At 52.1% G+C, this 18141-nt stretch carries 21 protein-coding genes and 3 tRNA genes; 9 read left to right on the top strand and 15 right to left on the bottom strand.

The genetic code is table 11. The annotated features are described in order from the left end of the window. The first annotated feature begins 24 nt into the window (after window positions 1-24). Window positions 25-1611 (top strand): HD domain-containing protein, encoded by a 1587-nt coding sequence (locus ACZ5OO_RS02660; RefSeq protein ID WP_013267123.1) that lies wholly within the window; start codon window positions 25-27, stop codon window positions 1609-1611. Here the strand turns inward: ACZ5OO_RS02660 and ACZ5OO_RS02655 are convergent. Further along, complete coding sequence (locus tag ACZ5OO_RS02655; RefSeq protein WP_048812863.1) at window positions 1601-1888, bottom strand: hypothetical protein; 288 nt, start codon at window positions 1886-1888, stop codon at window positions 1601-1603. The genes ACZ5OO_RS02660 and ACZ5OO_RS02655 overlap by 11 nt on opposite strands. 189 nt (window positions 1889-2077) lie before the next feature. Here ACZ5OO_RS02655 and hemL point away from each other — a divergent pair, with 189 nt between their 5' ends. From hemL to ACZ5OO_RS02630, 5 genes are read left to right on the top strand one after another with little or no spacing between them, the layout of a single operon-like run. Further along, a complete protein-coding gene (hemL, locus tag ACZ5OO_RS02650; protein WP_048813026.1) occupies window positions 2078-3337 on the top strand; it encodes a glutamate-1-semialdehyde 2,1-aminomutase in 1260 nt (419 codons plus the stop codon). Further along, window positions 3334-4230 (top strand): hydroxymethylbilane synthase, encoded by an 897-nt coding sequence (gene hemC, locus ACZ5OO_RS02645; RefSeq protein WP_013267120.1) that lies wholly within the window; start codon window positions 3334-3336, stop codon window positions 4228-4230. Before hemL ends, hemC begins: the two co-directional genes overlap by 4 nt. A gap of 1 nt (window position 4231) precedes the next feature. Beyond that, window positions 4232-5017, top strand: a complete 786-nt coding sequence (cobA, locus tag ACZ5OO_RS02640; protein WP_148217189.1) for a uroporphyrinogen-III C-methyltransferase — start codon at window positions 4232-4234, stop codon at window positions 5015-5017. After that, window positions 4990-5664, top strand: a complete 675-nt coding sequence (locus tag ACZ5OO_RS02635; protein ID WP_013267118.1) for a uroporphyrinogen-III synthase — start codon at window positions 4990-4992, stop codon at window positions 5662-5664. Before cobA ends, ACZ5OO_RS02635 begins: the two co-directional genes overlap by 28 nt. Window positions 5665-5676: 12 nt before the next feature. Continuing rightward, window positions 5677-7629 carry a molybdopterin biosynthesis protein gene (locus ACZ5OO_RS02630; RefSeq protein ID WP_464078544.1) on the top strand — a complete coding sequence of 651 codons (1953 nt, stop codon included), beginning with the start codon at window positions 5677-5679 and terminating at the stop codon, window positions 7627-7629. 8 nt (window positions 7630-7637) lie between these two features. Here the strand turns inward: ACZ5OO_RS02630 and ACZ5OO_RS02625 are convergent. From ACZ5OO_RS02625 to ACZ5OO_RS02585, 9 genes are all read right to left on the bottom strand, one after another. Then, a tRNA-Leu gene (locus ACZ5OO_RS02625) sits at window positions 7638-7722 on the bottom strand. A gap of 34 nt (window positions 7723-7756) precedes the next feature. Continuing rightward, window positions 7757-8050 (bottom strand): hypothetical protein, encoded by a 294-nt coding sequence (locus ACZ5OO_RS02620; protein WP_048812862.1) that lies wholly within the window; start codon window positions 8048-8050, stop codon window positions 7757-7759. Further along, window positions 8047-8352 (bottom strand): RpoL/Rpb11 RNA polymerase subunit family protein, encoded by a 306-nt coding sequence (locus ACZ5OO_RS02615; RefSeq protein ID WP_013267114.1) that lies wholly within the window; start codon window positions 8350-8352, stop codon window positions 8047-8049. The genes ACZ5OO_RS02620 and ACZ5OO_RS02615 overlap by 4 nt, the downstream gene beginning before the upstream one ends. Then, window positions 8342-8953, bottom strand: a complete 612-nt coding sequence (locus ACZ5OO_RS02610; protein WP_013267113.1) for a DUF2067 family protein — start codon at window positions 8951-8953, stop codon at window positions 8342-8344. The genes ACZ5OO_RS02615 and ACZ5OO_RS02610 overlap by 11 nt, the downstream gene beginning before the upstream one ends. Continuing rightward, complete coding sequence (locus ACZ5OO_RS02605; RefSeq protein WP_148217188.1) at window positions 8953-9582, bottom strand: exosome complex RNA-binding protein Csl4; 630 nt, start codon at window positions 9580-9582, stop codon at window positions 8953-8955. The genes ACZ5OO_RS02610 and ACZ5OO_RS02605 overlap by 1 nt, the downstream gene beginning before the upstream one ends. After that, entirely contained in the window at window positions 9563-10165 is a 603-nt protein-coding gene (locus ACZ5OO_RS02600) for an METTL5 family protein (RefSeq protein ID WP_013267111.1), read from the bottom strand. The genes ACZ5OO_RS02605 and ACZ5OO_RS02600 overlap by 20 nt, the downstream gene beginning before the upstream one ends. Window positions 10166-10312: 147 nt before the next feature. Continuing rightward, window positions 10313-11365, bottom strand: a complete 1053-nt coding sequence (dph2, locus tag ACZ5OO_RS02595) for a diphthamide biosynthesis enzyme Dph2 (protein WP_048812861.1) — start codon at window positions 11363-11365, stop codon at window positions 10313-10315. Window positions 11366-11436: 71 nt separating this feature from the next. Continuing rightward, window positions 11437-11697 carry a hypothetical protein gene (locus ACZ5OO_RS02590; RefSeq protein ID WP_464078414.1) on the bottom strand — a complete coding sequence of 87 codons (261 nt, stop codon included), beginning with the start codon at window positions 11695-11697 and terminating at the stop codon, window positions 11437-11439. A gap of 87 nt (window positions 11698-11784) precedes the next feature. Further along, a complete protein-coding gene (locus ACZ5OO_RS02585; RefSeq protein WP_048813024.1) occupies window positions 11785-12174 on the bottom strand; it encodes a PadR family transcriptional regulator in 390 nt (129 codons plus the stop codon). 84 nt (window positions 12175-12258) lie between these two features. Between ACZ5OO_RS02585 and ACZ5OO_RS02580 the strand changes: the two genes are divergently transcribed. After that, a tRNA-Leu gene (locus ACZ5OO_RS02580) sits at window positions 12259-12346 on the top strand. Window positions 12347-12439: 93 nt separating this feature from the next. On the opposite strand, the gene prpB is transcribed toward ACZ5OO_RS02580, so the two are convergent. Then, window positions 12440-13384, bottom strand: coding sequence for a methylisocitrate lyase (gene prpB, locus ACZ5OO_RS02575; RefSeq protein WP_013267107.1), 945 nt, complete (start codon window positions 13382-13384; stop codon window positions 12440-12442). Between the two features lie 230 nt (window positions 13385-13614). Between prpB and ACZ5OO_RS02570 the strand changes: the two genes are divergently transcribed. After that, window positions 13615-14448 (top strand): putative RNA uridine N3 methyltransferase, encoded by an 834-nt coding sequence (locus ACZ5OO_RS02570; RefSeq protein ID WP_013267105.1) that lies wholly within the window; start codon window positions 13615-13617, stop codon window positions 14446-14448. Between the two features lie 101 nt (window positions 14449-14549). Then, window positions 14550-15353: an SDR family NAD(P)-dependent oxidoreductase gene (locus tag ACZ5OO_RS02565; RefSeq protein WP_013267104.1), complete on the top strand. Its 804-nt coding sequence runs from the start codon at window positions 14550-14552 to the stop codon at window positions 15351-15353. On the opposite strand, the gene ACZ5OO_RS02560 is transcribed toward ACZ5OO_RS02565, so the two are convergent. From ACZ5OO_RS02560 to rpsJ, 4 genes are all read right to left on the bottom strand, one after another. Then, window positions 15350-15661: a ribonuclease P protein component 4 gene (locus tag ACZ5OO_RS02560; RefSeq protein ID WP_013267103.1), complete on the bottom strand. Its 312-nt coding sequence runs from the start codon at window positions 15659-15661 to the stop codon at window positions 15350-15352. The genes ACZ5OO_RS02565 and ACZ5OO_RS02560 overlap by 4 nt on opposite strands. Window positions 15662-15674: 13 nt before the next feature. Continuing rightward, window positions 15675-17498, bottom strand: a complete 1824-nt coding sequence (locus ACZ5OO_RS02555) for an ATP-dependent DNA ligase (RefSeq protein ID WP_013267102.1) — start codon at window positions 17496-17498, stop codon at window positions 15675-15677. Window positions 17499-17580: 82 nt separating this feature from the next. After that, window positions 17581-17666, bottom strand: a tRNA-Ser gene (locus ACZ5OO_RS02550). 161 nt (window positions 17667-17827) lie between these two features. Further along, window positions 17828-18139 carry a 30S ribosomal protein S10 gene (rpsJ, locus tag ACZ5OO_RS02545; protein WP_013267101.1) on the bottom strand — a complete coding sequence of 104 codons (312 nt, stop codon included), beginning with the start codon at window positions 18137-18139 and terminating at the stop codon, window positions 17828-17830. Window positions 18140-18141: the final 2 nt, after the last annotated feature.

The raw sequence follows: 18141 nt of genomic DNA, 5'->3' as shown, positions 1-18141 counted from the left end.
CGGAAGAGCGTTTAGGTGCAGTTAATGCAGGGCGAGCTGGTAGGCGCATATCAGCAGAAGGGCGTAGTGCAGGACTCCGTGCACGGCTTTATACCGATAAATGAAGCCGAATACTGGCTCCTTCAGACGGCGTTCATGAGGAGGCTTCACAACATAAAGCAGCTCGGCATGGCGTTCCTGGTGTTCCCATCGGCCCGCCACAGCAGGCTTGAGCACTCGCTGGGGGTCATGCATATAGCTTCACGTATGGCCCAGAGGATAGCCGGCTCGCTGTCGCGTAACGATAAGCTTTGCTCTGAAGTTCTCTACGATTGCGACTATGAACATCTTAACAACTTCGTGCAAACAGCTAGGTTCAGCGGTCTACTTCATGACGTAGGGCACCTGGCCTATAGCCACATGAGCGAGGAGGCCATAGAGTACATGGCCAAGTATATCGAAGATCAGCATTCGCAGGGACTATTCAAGGAGTTAACCGAGCTCTCAGGCAGTACACTTAAAGTACACGAAGCTTATGGAGTCTCCTTCCTCTCGAAGCTAAAGGGCCTCTCGTCCTCATTTGAAGGACCCTTGCTTGAGGTCTACCTGTCCGCCGTTGCAGAGCTCCTAAAGCCTGGAGGGCCTACTGTGAGGGAGCCCCTGGAGGAGCTCGGCATAAGGCCTGAGGCCTACGACATTATTCACGATATCATATCCAATGAAATAGCGGACGCTGACAGGCTCGACTATCTCCAGAGGGACGCACAGGCCACAGGGATAGTATATGGCAACATAGACCTGGACAGGCTGGTGGAGGGAATAGGCGTCTCGCTACTCGACGATGGAAGGCCGTCCCTATCGCTTGACATAAAGAGCCTTCAACCTCTCGAGGACGTCTTTGACGCAAGGTACAAGATGTACCGCTCGGTATATTATCACCATAAGGTCATAGCTATATCTAAATCAGTCTCCAGATTCATAAGGGAGCTACCCCAGTCACACATACAGCTGCCCGAGGCCTACGGCGGGAACCTAAGAGAAGCTATAAAGCCCAGCTCCCTGGCTAAAGCCATAGCTGATGACCTCTATTACTTTGACGACTCGGAGCTGGACGTTATAGCCAGAACGGCGGCGCACGGCGAGGAGAGGCTGATCAAGCGGTGGGCGCTGAGCCTCCTAGAGAGGCGCGACCTCCTTCCGCTTTCGTTAATAAAGAGGAGCGAAGAAGTAATGGTATTGGCCACGGAGATCCTAAGGAAGCGCGGTTTAGAGCCGTCGCCTTCTAATCTATCCCACTTACTAAACTACGTTAGTAACAGAGTTTCTGCCATCCAGGACGACCTTAGGAAGGCCATAGGTAACTCCAATATAATGGTAGACTGCTTTTCCAGTTCCATAATAAATTTGGACAGGCTACGGAGGGGCTCCAACATGTTCAACTGGAGCGAGTCTTCCTACCTAAGAGCTATCGTAGATCAGAGCTCCATCCCCGTGCTTCTGCTCTACGCATACTCCGACTACATGGATGACCATCTAAGCCTAATCAGGGCAAGAGCTAAAGACGTAAGGGAAACCGCCAAGAAGATCTTACAGGACGTGTTAAATGAAGGCGTTAAAGATATCAGATCTTAGGCTTAGTGACCCCTTTAACCTTGCCGAGGACCTCCCTTACGAGCTCCTCCCTAGGCCTAAGACCATGCTTCATGTCCTTTACTAGAGCGCTCAGCTCCTGCACATTACTGGAAAGCTCGGCCGCCACTCTCGAAACCCAAGAGTCCCCCGAGTCGGCCATTGATTTGAGCACAGTCACCAAGTTTGGCAAATCATCGGATCCCGCTATTCTCATCGCTGCCTCAATGACGGCCGCCGGGGCCTCCTTCGAGAGCTCCCAGTCAGTTCGACTCAACATAAGGGTTGCACCCTCTTACATTTACTACCTAACTTCCCCACAAGGTGTAGGCTGGCCTGTAATACCACTAGAGACCTCATGAACACGAAGGCTATGGTCAATTACAAGGGCTGAAATAGGCTTCATACAAGGCGCCTTTTAGGTTCCTCCTATTAAAGCCCTAGAAGCGCATTCCCTGGGGTGCTGGGGATGAGTAAGGAGCTCTACGAAGAGGCCTCAAAGTTCCTCGTAGGTGGCGTTGATAGCCCAGTGCGCGCCGCCGTCAGGCCCTACCCCTTTTTCGTCAAGGAGGGCGTTGGGCCCTACATAATTACCGAGGACAACGAGAAGCTTGTAGATTATGTTCTGGGATACGGGCCCCTCATACTTGGCCATGCAAATGAGGCCGTCAAGAGGAGAGTCATAGAGCAGATAGAGAGGGGCTGGCTTTATGGAACGCCAACTAGAGTTGAGCTTGAGCTGGCTAAGAAGGTCGTCAGCTATGTGATGCCTGGAGGCAAGGTAAGGTTTGTAAACTCTGGCACGGAGGCCACAATGACGGCCATAAGGCTTGCCAGGGGGTTCACTGGAAGGAACAAGATAATGAAGTTTGACGGCTGCTATCACGGCGCGCATGATTATGTTCTAGTTCAGGCCGGCAGCGCGGCCAGCGAGTATGGGGTGCCCAACAGCAGAGGGGTGCCCCCTCAGGTGGCAGCGCTTACTGTGGTGGCCAAGTATAACGACCTCGAGTCCGCGGATAGGGCCGCCAAGGCGGCGGGCGACGACCTGGCCGCTATCATAGTGGAGCCCGTAATAGGTAACATGGGCGTCATACCTCCAGATAGGGAGTTCCTCAGAGGTCTCAGGGAGATAGCTGACAGGTATGGCTCGTTGTTAATATTTGACGAAGTTATTACCGGGTTCAGGCTTTCCATGGGGGGCGCCCAGCAGTACTTTGGTGTCAAGGCTGACATAGTGACGCTAGGCAAGATCATAGGCGGCGGCTTCCCCATAGGCGCTGTAACTGCCAGGTCTGAAATTATGGACCTCCTGTCACCCAGAGGGCCGGTGTTCAACGCCGGCACCTTCAACGCTAACCCAGTAACTATGAGCGCAGGATTAGCAACAATAGAGACCATTGAGGCAACGGACGCCCTCTCAAAGGCCTCAAAGGCTGCAAAGGAGATCGCTGAGTATGCGGAAGCTGCCTTCAACGGCGCTGCTAGCGTTAACAGGGTAGAGAGCATGTTCCAACTGTTCTTCACGCAGCGCAGTGTTGTAAGCCCCGATGATGCCAGGGCAAGCGACCGCGAAAAGTACGCCAAGTTCCATGAACTTATGAGAAAATACGGGGTGTTTGTCCCTCCAAGCCAATTTGAGTCCCAGTTCACCAGCGCAGTTCACGATGATGAGGTCATTTTGACCACGGAGGAGGCCCTCAGGAAGGCAGCGAGTGAACTGAAATGATAAAGCTCAAGGTGGCCACTAGGGGCAGCAAGCTAAGCCTTGAACAGGTAGTCATAGCTATGAGGTTCCTTGAGCAGAGGCTCGGAGAACGAGTAGAATATGAGCCGGTGATAGTTAAGACCAGGGGCGACGTGATGCAGGATAGGCCCCTTTTTAGCATAGGCGTTAAGGGCGTCTTTGAGAAGGAGGTCAACAGGGCGGTTCTTAACGGTGAGGCCGACGTAGCGGTCCACAGCATGAAGGACCTGCCCTCGCAACTTGAGGAGGACCTAGAGATAGCAATGGTGCCTCCCCGGGAGGTCCCTAACGACTCCTTAGTAATAGGCGCAGGATCCCCTGAGGTCACCGGCGTGGAGGACGTGCCCTCAGGCCTCAGCGTCGGCACATCAAGCGTGAGGAGAATAGCGTTTCTGAGACATTATAACAGAAACGTCATTACGAAGGTCGTGAGGGGCAACGTAGATACACGGATAGCTAAACTTAACAGGGGGGAAGTTAACTACTTACTAATGGCCGAGGCAGGCCTGAGGAGGCTCAACATACCCCAGAAAAGGGTTATGCTGCCCCTCGACAAGTTCCCGCCCGAGCCAGGCCAGGGGATAATAGCGGTCGTGGCCCCTTCCTCATCACCGCTTTTCGATCTTTTACGCAGGGCCTCGGACGAGGTGACCTACGCCATGGCTATGGCCGAGAGGAAATTCGTGGAGCTCATAGGTGCTGGGTGCCACACGCCCATAGGAGCCGTCTCCATACTGGAAGGCGGCAGGCTAGCGATGATAGCGGCCGCGGCCTCGCCTGACGGCGAAGTTATGAACTTTGCCCGGGCCTCCGGCAGCCTAGGGGAACCTGAAAGGATAGCCAGGGAGCTGGTCGAGAACCTGAAGGTGCCATGACTTGCGTGGTAAGGTTGTGATAGTGGGGGCCGGCCCGGGCGACCCAACCCTGATCACTGTTAAGGCCCTTGAGACCATCAAGGCTGCTGACGTGATAGTGTATGACAGGCTAATTCCGACCGAGCTCCTGAGTCATGCAAAACCTGGGGCAATCAAGATCTATGTTGGCAAGGAACCTCAGAGACATGAAATGAGCCAGGAGGAGATAAACGAGCTCCTAATGAGGCTGGCCAGGGAGGATAAACTTGTAGTGAGACTGAAGGGAGGGGACCCCTACACTTTTGGGAGGGGCGAGGAGGAGTGCGAGTTCTTACTCTCAAATAATGTGGAGTGCGAGGTGGTGCCAGGGATACCAAGCTTTGTAGGAGCTTCAGCGTATGCAGGCATTCCTCTGGCCGGCAGGAGCTTTGCCTCGTCGTTTGCAGTGATAACTGGCCACCTGGCCGAAGGCAAGGACATGAAGGAGTACCTGGGGAGGGTAAGAAGCCTAGCGCAGGCCGCAGACATGCTAGTAATACTTATGGGAGTTAAGAACCTTGACCTAATACTCAGCGAAATCGCTAAGGTGAGAGGCTGGGACGAACCAGCAGCTGCCGTGATGTGGGCCACCACAGAGAGACAGCTAACCGTTGCCGGCACTATGTCCTCATTGCTGGACGCCTGGAGAAGGGGAGTAATAATTAATCCGGCGGTCATATATGTTGGCAGGGGCGTCAACAAGAGGGTAAAACTTTGGAGAAGAGGTGCAGAGTACTCTACTTGGGGCCAGAGCTCCCAACAGCGCTGAGCGGCTTCAGCTGCATCAAGTGGATAAAGTCTGTTGAGATATTGCCTCTTCCCGAGGCCCTGAGGGCTGCAGCTGAATATGTAGTCAGAGGTGATTATGATTGTGTTGCCTTCCTGAGCCCAAGGTCCCCGAGGTTTCTAAGGCAATTTATGAGCTCCTGGCCGCCTAATGTCAGGGCGTTCGCAGTTGGCGCTTCCACGGCGGCGTCCGTCAGGGAAGCTTTTGGCATAGATGCCCCGTACCCTGAGACCTACAGCAGCGGCGGACTTGCTGAGCTCATTAAGTTGTCCCACTGCAGGAGGGTCCTGAGCCTAAGGTCCGAGGCCGGGGACCACGAGCTTGAGGAAAAGCTTAGGGAGGCGGGGATTGAGGTAAACAGGGTTGATGTATATCGTGAGGTTCCAGCAGACATAGACATAAATGAGCTGGCCTCTCGCTTTGACCTAATAATAGTGTCCTCTGCCGAGATAGCCAGAATTTCATGTAATCATGTAAGACCTTACCTGGGCGATGCCATAGTTATAGCGATGGGACCTAAGGCGGCCTCGGCTGTTAGCTCCATGTGCCCTGAGGCCAGGCTTCTTGTCCCGTCCCGGTATACGTTTAATGCCATTGGAGAGCTACTGAAAGCGCTCGGGTGCAGGTGAACCTTGGCGCTAGTGTTTCATAAGCTGGTCTCTGTAAACGAGGCCCTCAAGCTGCTCGAAGAGAAACTAGGAGGCATAAGACCTCTTGGAGTTATTGAGGTTCCCCTGCTAGAGTCGCTCAACAAGGTTTTAGCTGAGGATATACGGGCCCCCATAGACTACCCGCCCTTTGACCGCTCTATGGTGGACGGCTACGCTATAAGGAGCTTCGATGTGGCCGGCGCGAGCGACGTGACGCCTGTTCAGCTTAAAATAGTAGGCAAGGCGTCCATAGGCTCTGTTCCAGAGAGCCATGTAGGTCCTGGCGAGGCTGTTGAGATAGCGACAGGGGCCATGATACCTAGAGGAGCGGACTCCGTTGTTATGGAGGAGTACGTAGTTAGAAAGGGTGACACGCTAACAGTCTACAGGCCAACGGCCCCTGGCGAGAACATAAACCAGGCCGGGTCGGACATCTCGGCTGGTGACTATGTCCTCAGAGCTGGCACCTTAATAACTTCAAGGGAGATAGCGGTCCTGGCGGGCCTAGGGATAAGCAGAGTCAAAGTGTATAGGCCCCCTAAGGTCACCGTGTTCTCAACTGGCGTGGAGCTAGTTCCGCCCGGGGAGCTGTTGGCCACGGCCAAACTTTATGACGTGGATGGATACGTTATAACTTCCATGCTTAACGAGCTGGGAGCGGAGGCCACGTTCAAAGGCATACTGCCAGACAGCTATGACGCGATGAAGTCCGCCATAGCTGACGCCCTTGAAAAGTCTGACATTGTTATCACGACGGGGAGCACCTCAGCAGGCTACGGCGACATGATATATAAGGTGTTTAGGGACCTAGGCGCGGAGCTGATAGTACATGGCCTTAAGGCCAGGCCGGGGAAGCCCACAGCTATAGCTGTGAAGGACCGTAAGATACTCTTTGGCCTTCCTGGGTTCCCACTGTCAGCCATGATGAACATGTATACCATAGTCGCCCCTGTTATAATGATTATGAGGGGCCTAGAGCCTAACGTTGAGCTGCCTAAGGTTAAGGCCAGGATACCTTTCAGGTTCCCAGCCGGGAGGGGCTTCATGGAGCTGATACCTGTCCAGCTGGTGCAAAACGTCGACGGCAGCCTCTCCGCTTACCCGCTGATGACAGGCTCTGGATCAGTCGCAGGTATAGGCCTCTCCGACGGCTTCATCGCAGCAGAGGAGAACAGGGAGTACTTCGATGAAAATGAGGAGGTAACAGTCAATCTGTTCTCGCCCAGCCTCAGGATACCTGAGCTTAACATAATAGGCAGCAACTGCCCTGGCATTGAGGTAGTTCTTAGGGTTGCCGGCCTGACAAAGAGCTCCAGAGTAATAAGCGTTGGCTCCATGGGTGGGTGGATAGCGATCAAGAGAGGGGATGCAGACATAGCCGGAACCCACATACTTGATGAGAACACCATGCAGTATAACGTGCACATGCCTAAGATAATGGGCCTCGAGAACGAAGTTTACATATACAGAGGTTATGCCAGGAGGATAGGTCTCCTGGTGAAGAAGGGTAACCCAAAGAACATCAAGGGCTTTGAGGACCTCCTGAGGCCTGACGTAGTCATAGTGAACAGGAACAAGGGCTCAGGCACGAGGGTACTTCTTGACATGAAGCTCAGGCCTCTGCTCAAGGGCGAGAGGCCAGAGAAGGCGATAAATGGGTACACCTACGAGGTCAAGACCCACACGGCCGTCGCAACAGCTATAGTACAGGGAAGGGCTGACGTAGGCCTCTCACTTGAGGCCGTGGCGAGAATGTTTAACCTTGACTTCATACCTGTGGGTGAGGAGATATATGACTTCGTGGTAAGGAAAGACAGAATTAATAAGCCAAGCGTGAGGGCGTTTCTAGAGACCCTAAAGAGTCCTGAGTTCTCAGAGGCCTTGAGTAGGGCGCTTCCAGGATATAGGACCCTACCAGAAAGCGGCAAAGCCATTTATCCTTAATAGGGCGGTGCGGGGGGTGGGCTTCGAACCCACGCAGGCCTACGCCAACGGGTCTTAGGCCCGTCCCCTTTGGCCAGGCTCGGGCACCCCCGCACCAGGCTTACAAAATATTTTGGCTCCCTTTAAATTATTCGCCTAGAAGGTCCCTCGCCCTAGCTAAGGAGTTGACTATATCTTCTGCAAAGGCAATTGCCCAGCCAAGCTTCTCCTGAGGGCCTGGCATTAACGCTAAGCCACAGTTACAATCACCAATGTAATACCTTATCTCATCGAGGAACCCCTTATGGCCAAGCCTCCTGCAGAGCCCCTCACAGCTCTCAAATGAGATAGCTAAACCGTCTACTGAGTTTAGCCTGACCACTATACCGACACATAACTGCCCACGGCATTTGCTCACTAGAACTCTGGCCTCACGCTTCAAGAGAGGTCCTCTACGCCCAGGGACTTCGCCTGCTCGATGAACTCCTTCCTAAAGGCTTCGTTCATATCCTTTATCCTGTTTAATGCCTCCCTCAAAACCTCCTTTATGTCATAACCGTCCTCTAACCTTACGTAGACCTTGATTCTCCTGAACAGGGGGTGCTCCAACTCGTAGTACGCATCTACTACCCCCTTAACTCCAGCCAAAGTAGAGGAGAGCAAGTTGCCCAAAGTATGATCTTCGTTTTCTATCTCTATTACGTAGCTGTTGCCCGATCTGTAGATCTTAAGGTCATCCGTCAACTCCTAACGACCCCCTTATCAGGTCAGCCGCTTCCCTCCACTCAGTTACCGAGAGTATTTTATTATTTCTATCCCTGGCCAGGACGCCCTTTGATAAACCTACAGAAATAACCCTTTCCACATCTGTTGAGGCCCCAGAAAGGGCTAGCACGGCCATCACAGCTTTCCTGGCGGACTCGCTGAGATTGAGGCCGCTTACCAGTTTCAGCGCATCAGAAAGTTTCTGAGCCACCTGTCTTATGACACTTACCTGTGCATTGCTTCTGAGCACCGGAGGTTCCCACTCAGTGTCAAACCCCATCTTCTTTAGTGTAAAGGAAAGCACATCCATGGGCCCCTTATACCCCATATCTCTAATTCTGTCTTCCGTGATTACAGACCTAAAGCTCCTAGATGTTTGATCCCTTAATATATCGTGAACCGTCCTCTTAATATCCTTGGAGGCCCTTACGGAGCCCTGTATTTCAATTACAAGTCTATTGTTCCTGATCTCGGTTGAAATTATGCTGGCCGACGCCTTCTCGCTTATCTTCTCCAGTAAGGCCTCAATATCAGCGGTGTTACGCGGCAACTTAATTATGATCCTCTGCCCGGAGGCCACTACTGGAACCTCCTGAGAATTAACCGCCTTATGTCAAGCCTTATTAGCTTTGAGCCGGCGAAGGTTGAGAGCTTCCTATTCTCCACGTTTCCGCAGGCCGGGCACTTGAGGCTACCACCTTCTAAGGTTAGAACTTCGCCACACCTTGAACATAGGGCATAAATTACGCCGAGCTGGGGGCCTTTTAAGCTAAGTAGGTAGGGACTTATAGTGCTCATTACTCTCGCCAATATGATGTCATTAGGCCTTACAAAGTTCATAACATCATCTACCCTGTCAGCGCCTACGCTGTCTGGAGTTATAACACCGTCTAGAACGCCAGAATACTCTATGAAGCGGCCTGGCCTAGGTTCAAGTGCAACCTCGCCGTAGATATCAACGAAGGCCAGGTTCTCCCTTACCTGTGTCACCAAGCCAAGGACTGTGGCCCCTTTCTTTGGGCTCTTGAGCCTCCTTGCAGGTATGACCTCGGCTACCTTGTTAATGTTATCAAGCTTAAGCTTTCCTACTGATGCCACTCTGAGAACGCCTGTGTCGTAATCAACGTACACATTCTGGCCCTCGGAGTACTCCTCTTCAACGGCAACCACGTCGCCTGGGACCACGTAGCTAACTCCTTGAGAGCTCAACCAGGTCCACCTTTATTCTCCTTATTCTGCTTCTGTGGTGCGGCATAGCCGCAGGTATAGGGAACTCGTGAGTACCTAAAAAGTTGAATGAGTACCCTCTAGCCTTAGCTAACCTGGCGTGAAACTCGAGGTTTCCTGATTTCACGAGGGCCACTATCTCCCTAGCATTAAGGCTCATGGCATACTCAAGGAATTCCCTGTCGGCCCCCTTTCTCCATACCCCGAAGGGTGGGTTCATTATCACGATGTCTATAAGGCCCTGCCTGAGGGGGCCGGAGCGCTCCGTTATCCATGCAGATATGAAAGCCAACCCTTCGCTGACACCTAATTTCTCTGCCGAAAGCTTACAGATGCTGCCGAACCTATAATCGTAGTCAACGGCTATGGCCCTTCTCGCCCCTAAAAGAAGGGATGCTATAGCTATCCTGCAAGTGCCTGAGCCAAGATCAGCCACCGTAGCGCCATCAATAAGACCCCTAAACAGGGGGACCTTTAACATAGCGAGCACTAGCTCTGCAGGCGTTGTATACTGCTCCAATTTGACCGAGGGGAACTCTATTTTTGGCACATACTTCTCAAGCACTACCTTAAGTCTGCTTAGCTGCGCTGGCAGCCAGCGCCCTTGTTCCTTAAATACGACTCGAAGTTAAGAATACATGCGTTCCCGCTTCTAAATCAGGGCTAAGTCTAATGGGGTCTAGTTATCGTGCTCTAACGGTTAGGCCTCTTATCACCATGGAAACCTGTAAGGACTCAGCTTCCCCTCTATTGCCATAAAGGCTTCACCTGGGGTCAGCACAGGTTTAGGGTACTCGTTAAAGTCATCTATTGGAAGCCTGGGGCAACTAGTTATAACAAAGGCCTGATACCAGTCGCTGTCGAAGTTCGCAAGGATTTGAGGAGTTAGCATACCAACATAAAGCTCCTTATAATGCAGACCGCGCCTGGATAGCATGGCCTCCAACGCTGAGACCACCCAAGGTCTATGCTGGCCTGTCTTAGTACCCACTATTATCCCCCACCTGCTCGAATTCATCGCCATGGACACTTTGAAAAGCCTCGAGGCGTAAAGTTTTTCCCCAGCCCCAGTCATATCATAAGCCTTGTCCTTATACACGTCCAACTGCATCACAGGCCTAAAGGTTGCCAAGTAAAGGCCTAAAGCGTGAAACTCGCCCCCACTTATGATTACATAACCCTCCACTCCTCTTGGGACAAAGCTGTAGTCACAACCTATAACTTGGCCCTCTTCGTAGTAGCTGGCTGGGCCACGAAATGTAACAACCTCAAGACCCCTTTCTCTGAGGTAGTTCACGGCAAATTTGTAAGCGTACAGATACTGGGTTGTAGTAGCAACCGCTATCCTTCTAAGTGACCTAGCCCTCAATAAACTTAGCAGGGACTCCATGGCCTGCTCGCTCGGGAGCCCTACATACCTTGCAGCTATGAAGAACACTCTAACTCTGCCCTTAGGGTTTACATTAACCCTATCGCCTAGATAATCAGGATATGGCGTGTGGCCCACGTGAAGTATTGCGTCCACATAGCCCAGCGATGAGACCTCTCCATAATGTAGATCACAGGCGCCGAAAACGCTGTCCCCCTGTATGAGGATCCTGGCCTTTATAGCATCGGAGAGGCAGTCAGCTATTTCTCTGGAGTACTGCTTTAAACCGTCAGGCAGCTGAAGCATGGCGGTGGCACCAGCTAGCCCTTTATCTAGGTCGTCAGGCAGCTCTAACACGTATGGTATCTCTCGGCACTTCAGCTTCACTGTTTTCACGCTACACGTCGCTGCTGCAGAGGGAAGTTTAATTTGAAGGTAAATGTCTCCAAAGCTTCATAAAGGTCTTGTCACTCCTCAGAAGAGCTCTCAGAAGTAACGTGGGCCCTCTGGGGAGGCTCCCTCCTCTTATCGAGGCTCTTCATCGCATGAGCTAGTATGTGAGCTACTAGGTCTTCTGGCGATGTTACTCTGGTCCTCCTGCAGATGGGGCACACCAGGAGGCCTGAGCTGGTATCTATAAATGCCCTGAACCTGGAGCCCGAAAACTCTACCGTGACCTCCTTCAAGTTACCCTGCTCCATGTCAGGTCCCAGACCAGTTTGCACCAATGGACTTTTTAGCGCTCCTAGCCTTAAATAACTGGGCCGATGATTAGGCTGACCTGCACTGACTGCTCGGTATGAGGAGCACCGATCTCACTGAGGCCTTCTAATTTCCTCGGAGCTTTCCGTAGTCCTCTCTACAATGGCAGGGCTCTCCACGCTGCTTATCTTTTGAGCTATCTCCATGAGTAGTTTAGATGCCTCGCTAAGGGCCTTTAGACCGTCGCCAGTTATCTTATACATGCCGTCTGGAGTCTTCTCTATCAAACCATCCCTCTCTAACTTGTAGACGACCGTGTAGAGAGTTACCGTGGGTGGGTTAAATGAAAACTTCTCTCTTATTATCTTCTTTAGCTGGTATGGATACGTGGGGCTCTCCTTTAAGGTTGCCAACACGTATATCCAAAGAGTTCTAACGGTTATGTTTACCAGAAGCCTGTTTATTGCCTTATTGAAACCGTCATTCGTCTTCTCCCTTTCCATGCTTACCACGCTTTACTTGTTTCCCTGAGAAGTTAAAATAAGCAAACTACTTAAATAGCCTTCCGTACGCCAGAGAACATTGGTGCGGGGGTGCCCGAGCCTGGTCAAAGGGGTCGGGCTGAGGGCCCGATGGCGTAGGCCTGCGTGGGTTCGAAGCCCACCCCCCGCACCACGGGTATACTAATTGTTACTTTCCTTACTATTAATTGTGTTTCCAAGAATTTACCAAAAACTGATCATATGATGAATCGAGATAAATAGAACCTCATTTTTGTGTCGATCCCTGGGTCCTGCGCTTTAGCTCACTCATCAGAGCTTCAGCCTTTTCTGCTATCTGTGAATCCCTCTTTTCGTACTCATAATAACCTATGAGCTCATAGAACTCCTGCCTTGTCATTAGTTTGTCTAGTATGTACTTCTGCGTGCCCTTCTCCTTAAGTTCTAACAGGACGTCTTTCATGGCCTTCATGGCTGCCCTAAATGTGGTCACTGGGAAAATTACGAACTTATAGCCTGCCTCCTCGAACTCCTTAGCTGTTATATAGGGGGTCTTACCAAACTCTGTCATGTTAGCCAAAAGCGGCGCTTTCACCTTACGTGAGAACTCCTTAAACTCCTCTAGATTATGGAGGGCCTCTGGGAATATAACGTCCGCCCCGGCCTCCACATACATCTGAGCTCTCTCTATGGCAGCGTCCAGGCCCTCCACTTCGCGCGCATCGGTCCTGGCAACTATAACCATGTCATTACGTCTGGCCTCGACGGCGCTCATTATCTTCTTAACCATCTCGTCAGCCGGAACTACATGTTTACCAGAGAGGTGACCGCACTTTTTAGGAAGCACCTGGTCCTCTATCTGAACAGCAGCCGCCCCTGCCTCCTCGAGCTCTTTAACGGTCCTGTAGACATTTATCGCCTCACCGAAGCCCGTGTCTGTGTCAACTATCATAGGCAGGTCAACCACTTCCATTATTCTTCTCGTGGCGTCAAGGACCTCAGAGAAGGTTATTATGCTGAGGTCGGGCATCGCAAGGCTTCCAGTTAGTGCGGCGCCTGATAAGTAAATTGCCTTGAAGCCAACGCTCTCTGCCAGGAGGGCTGATGCTGGATCAAAGACCCCTGGAACTATAATTATGCCGCTGCCCTTCATGAGCTCCCTTAGCCTGACCGCTGGATGAACATCGCCTTTTCTCCTGTAAAGGTATGCCAACTTCCCAGCCCGTCAGCTATGTGCTTGTGAAATTAATTAGATTTCACGTAATCCTTGCATGTGCAGCTGAGGGCGCAACGCCCTGAAATAACGGCTTTAAGCCTCAAGTTCAGAGATACTGCGCAGGTGAACCACATGGGAGGAAGGCAGAGGACGACCCTCTTCATGACTAAAGAGCAGAGGGGCTCGGAAAGGAAAGGCGGTAAGAGCAAGGAGGAAGGCAGTTCAGCTTGATAAGTCCCCCGTGGCCATCGCCTAGAAGGCAGCACAAGCTCATAGTTTTGTTGCCTGCTAGCGTGCTTAGCGTTGAACAGGACCTAAGGGACAAAACTTACAAGGCCGGGCTAATATCTAGGGCCCTGGCCATATTCAGGGTTGACGAGGTCAGAATATTCCTGGATGAGGACTCAACACATGATGATCAGGAGACGCTCTCAGAGCTACTTAATTATCAGGTGGTTCCGCCGCATCTTAAGAAGCGAGTTGTTGGCTTAAGCGAAAAGCTTAAGTACGCTGGCATTATGCCGCCGTTAAACCTCCCCAACCATTTACCTCCAAGAGACCTCAATGAGGGGGACCTTATAGACGTCTTAATAATTACAAGGAAGGGCTCTCAGTGCAGCGTCTACATGGGAGAGGCTGGCGAGGGCCTGTTAAAGCCCTGCCACTTCGATGTCAACGACATAGTCACTGCGCGCGTTATAAGGAGGTCTGGGAGGCAGTTTGAACTAGAGCCCTCCTCATGGGGCAATATATACACTGGGTACAAGGTCTTACGCTCTGGTAAGCTCCTAACGGAACTTCAAGAGCTTAAGGAACAGGGAGTGGCTCTGGTCGGCACTAGCAAGTATGGATCTACCGACTACTGGCTCCTCAGAGGGCTCCTAGGAAGACCCATAGCCTTGGTATTAGGTGGCCCGAAGAGCGGCCTACTTCAGTACACCTCACGTAAGGCCTTTGACCTGTTGATTAACGCTGCGCCCTTACAGGGCACCGAGACCTTAAGGAGCGAGGAGGCCCTCCTGGCATCCTTAACGCTGCTTAACACATTCCTTACCGACTGAGAGCGCTCGGGCTAGCAGCGTTTATAATCTCAAAGGCGCTCCCTTGGATTAGGGATGATCTGGAACTCGGGAACAGACCCCTAACGGGGGATGGTGAGTGCATGGCTTCTGACCGCCCTGCTCAGCTCAAAGGCAAGGTAGCCCTTGTCACTGGAGGCGATAGGGGCATAGGAAAGGCCATAGCTATTAGGCTGGCCTCCATGGGCGCCAGCGTGGCTATAACTTACAGGAAGGCCGCCGATGAAGCTGAGAAGACGCTGGAAGAGATTAGGCAGATGGGCGTTCCCTCCATTGCAATAAGGATGAACCTGGGCTCTCCGGATGACATAAAATCTGCTGTGGAGCAGGCGAGAAGGGAGCTTGGCGGCATAGACATCCTGGTTAATAACGCAGGCGTAGGGTATGCCTCTGAATTCCTTGACATGAACCCCGAGTCATGGCATGCACAGATAAACTACGACTTAACAGGCCCATACCTTATAACTAGGGAGGTCCTGAAAGATATGATATCTAAGGAATGGGGGAGGGTCGTCTTCATATCAAGCGTGGCCGGCATTTATGGCCTGGACTTTTTAACAGCCTACTCGGCTGCCAAGGCAGGGCTCATAGGGTTAGCCAAGTCCCTCGCAATAGAGCTCATAAAGTATAACATAACTGTCAACGTAGTCGCTCCAGGCTTTGTGAACACTAGGCTGGGACTTAGTTACTTCGAGTGGCTGGACAAGAAAACCGGGAGGGCCGGAAGCCTAGACAGATACCTGAGCAGGATACCCCCTCACAGGCTGGTGACTCCTGAAGAAGTGGCCTCCGTAGTGGCCTTCTTAGCAAGCCCTGAGGCCAGCGGGGTCACGGGCCAAGTTATAGTAGTTGACGCAGGGGCGTCCCTCGGCGTTGGGATGACTTAGGCCGCAGGCTCCTTGCCGCCGCTCTGGCGGCCCAGGGGCATCCTATGTATATAGCCGCACACCAGGCACCTTCTTACTACATACTTTTGCCTTCCCTGCGACCTTACTCTCACTGAGAGGGTCACGCCCGGTATGAGCGACACCTTACACCTCTTGCAGTAGGTCCTCTTTATCTCAGGCGGCAGCCTAACCCTTGTCATCTGGGATATCCTAATTATGAGCTCATTAACTCTCGACGATAGATCGAAGTCACCTTCTTGGGCGGCGCTAAAGGAGAACTGAGACAGCCTCATAATATCCTCTAACACCAGCTCAGCCCTATTAGGCCTCGCCCTCCGGCTGTGGCTTCTCTTCAATTTTCTTCAACTGCCTCTTGTACATCTCCAATAGCTCTTGCTCGGTCGTGGCGTCCTCTGGACCTTTGTCGTCCCTCCACCTTATAAACCTTGGGAACCTTATTGAGATGCCAGCTCCTTTCCTCACGGCGTCCATACAGCACGTGTGAGCTGGGGAGAGGGTGAGCTCAGCGCCTATTACCTCTGCAACCTTAACCGGCTCGAACCAGACGTCAGCGTCAAGGTTTGACACTACCCTGGGATGCCTGTGGTCTATTATATATGGCTTGAACAGGTCGTACATGTTATTTATATCCTCATCGGTAAAGCCGCTTCCTACCTTGCACACTGTCTTAAAGACGTCATTGTTAGGATCATAAGCGGCTAACAGCAGCGTGCCAAGCTTGCCGCCGCGCTTGCCCTTACCATAGAAGGCTCCAACAGCGACTAGGTCCACAGTGTCCGACATCTCGCTCCTGTAGTCGCGCTTCAGCTTAACCCAAAGCCAGCCTCTCACGCCCGCCCTGTAGACGCTCTCATCATGTATAGCCTTTATCATAACTCCCTCAGCGCCGTCAGCTATTGCCTGAAGGAAGAAGTTCATTATCTCGTCAGGGTCGGAGCTCGCTATGTAATTGCTCATGACAACCCGGTCGTTCGGTTCAAGTATTGACTCGAGGACCTTCCTCCTGTAGGGCAGGGGCCTGGTAGTTAGATCCTCATCGTCCTTCATTATTATGTCAAAGAGGAACAACCTAGTCGGTATTTCTTTCATCATCTTCTCTATATCATACTTTCTTCTCCTCTGCATCAGCTCCTGGAATGGCCTGAGCTCACCCGTGTCTGGATCTATGGCTACTATCTCTCCTTCAACTATCGCCTTCTTGGCCTTGATGGCCTCCCTCACGCCATCAGCTATATCAGGGTACATAGGAGTTATGTCCTCAAGCCTTCTGGAGAATATCTTTATCTTATCACCATCCTTATGTATCTGGCCCCTTTCACCATCGTATTTATACTCAACATAGGCCTTACCGCCTACCTTAGCCAGTATCTCCTTAACATCGTTAGCCCTCTCAGCCAACATAGGCCTTATAGGCGTGCCAACCTCTGGCTTGAGGCCCTTGAGGGCCTCAACGCCCTGCGTCGCCACTATCTTGGCTATTTCCCCCAGGTCAGCCCTTAGGTTGTACGCCCTTTCTATTAAGTCCCTCACGGCCGAGGAGCCTCCGTATGCCACTGCAAGGGCGTCCAGTATTGTCGCGTCACCTATGCCAAGCCTTAGCCTGCCCTCAACGAACCTGACTATATATCTTGCCTCTATCGGTTTGGCGTCCTTCAGGAGACCCGCCAGCGTCTTCAGTTTAAGGTCTCTGCTGCTCTCCCCCGTAGCGTAGGCTATTTTCATGAATGAGTCGAAGACTCTGCTGACGGTCAGCTGCGAGGAGCCGCCCCCCATAAAGGTCAGCAGGTTGCTCTTCAGGTGACCGCCGGTCTGGGCCAGCTGCTCGGCCACCTTCCCTGGGTCCCCAAGCTTGTCCACAAGCTTCTGGACGTCGCCCTCGCTCTTGCCATAAGCCAAAGCTATGGCCTGCACCAGGAGCTTATCGCCTACCCCTAGCTCGGGTATGCCCTTCCAGTCAGGGCCCAGTTTGCTCTGTATCATGTAAACGACCTTATCTATAACGTCAGCGGGAGTTCTCTTCAGCAGGCCTGCCAAGAGCTGGGTGAGCTGAATCCTTGAAGTTATGCCCTCCATTGAGCTGAACGTGTTAGCTATGTCCTCGAACATCATGTCTGAGGGCAACATTTATCCCAATATAGTATAAGCCGCTCGGAGTTAAAACGCAGAGAAGCGAGCACCTAAACGTGTCATGTAATAACTAAGGGAACGCCGGGGGTGGGATTTGAACCCACGCGCCCCTTGTGGAGCAACGGGTCTCAAGCCCGTCCCCTTGGGCCGCTCGGGCACCCCGGCGCCAGATAGCTTAATGAAGAAGGGGTTCTAAAAAGCTATTTGCATCCGGGCAGAGGCTCGCGACGCAAAATCGCGCACAGCTAATGAAATGGCTTATGGAGCTCCGAATGCCTTAACTCTAAAAAGGAACTTCATATATCACTACTTGAAAAGATAATAAATCATCTGCCGGACTTTATCTCTATGTAGACGTCACTCGGTACCTGTATCCTCATGAGCTTCTTTAAGACCCTCTCGTCAGCTTCTATGTCAATGAGTCTCTTGTGTATTCTCATCTCCCAGTGCTCCCAGTGCTTGCTGCCCTCGCCGTGTGGGAGCCTGAAGATAGGAACCTCTAGTCTCTTAGTAGGCAGCGGTATGGGTCCTCTCATGGGAACTCCTGTCTTCTGAGCTATGTCCTTTATTTGCGCCACTACTTGCTCTAGGCTCTTTGCATTAGTGCTCCATAGCCATATTCTGACGTTAAATGCCATTG

This window comes from Acidilobus aceticus, assembly GCF_055392325.1.
This window is presented reverse-complemented; position numbering and strand designations above follow the sequence as displayed.

What these genes read in the sequence shown, in the direction of transcription:
- ACZ5OO_RS02660 (WP_013267123.1), top strand. Translation starts at nt 25, where the DNA reads ATGCAGGGCGAGCTGGTAGGCGCATATCAGCAGAAGGGCGTAGTGCAG.
- ACZ5OO_RS02655 (WP_048812863.1), bottom strand. Translation starts at nt 1,888, where the DNA reads ATGTTGAGTCGAACTGACTGGGAGCTCTCGAAGGAGGCCCCGGCGGCC.
- hemL (WP_048813026.1), top strand. Translation starts at nt 2,078, where the DNA reads ATGAGTAAGGAGCTCTACGAAGAGGCCTCAAAGTTCCTCGTAGGTGGC.
- hemC (WP_013267120.1), top strand. Translation starts at nt 3,334, where the DNA reads ATGATAAAGCTCAAGGTGGCCACTAGGGGCAGCAAGCTAAGCCTTGAA.
- ACZ5OO_RS02585 (WP_048813024.1), bottom strand. Translation starts at nt 12,174, where the DNA reads ATGGAAAGGGAGAAGACGAATGACGGTTTCAATAAGGCAATAAACAGG.
- ACZ5OO_RS02565 (WP_013267104.1), top strand. Translation starts at nt 14,550, where the DNA reads ATGGCTTCTGACCGCCCTGCTCAGCTCAAAGGCAAGGTAGCCCTTGTC.
- ACZ5OO_RS02555 (WP_013267102.1), bottom strand. Translation starts at nt 17,498, where the DNA reads ATGTTGCCCTCAGACATGATGTTCGAGGACATAGCTAACACGTTCAGC.
- rpsJ (WP_013267101.1), bottom strand. Translation starts at nt 18,139, where the DNA reads ATGGCATTTAACGTCAGAATATGGCTATGGAGCACTAATGCAAAGAGC.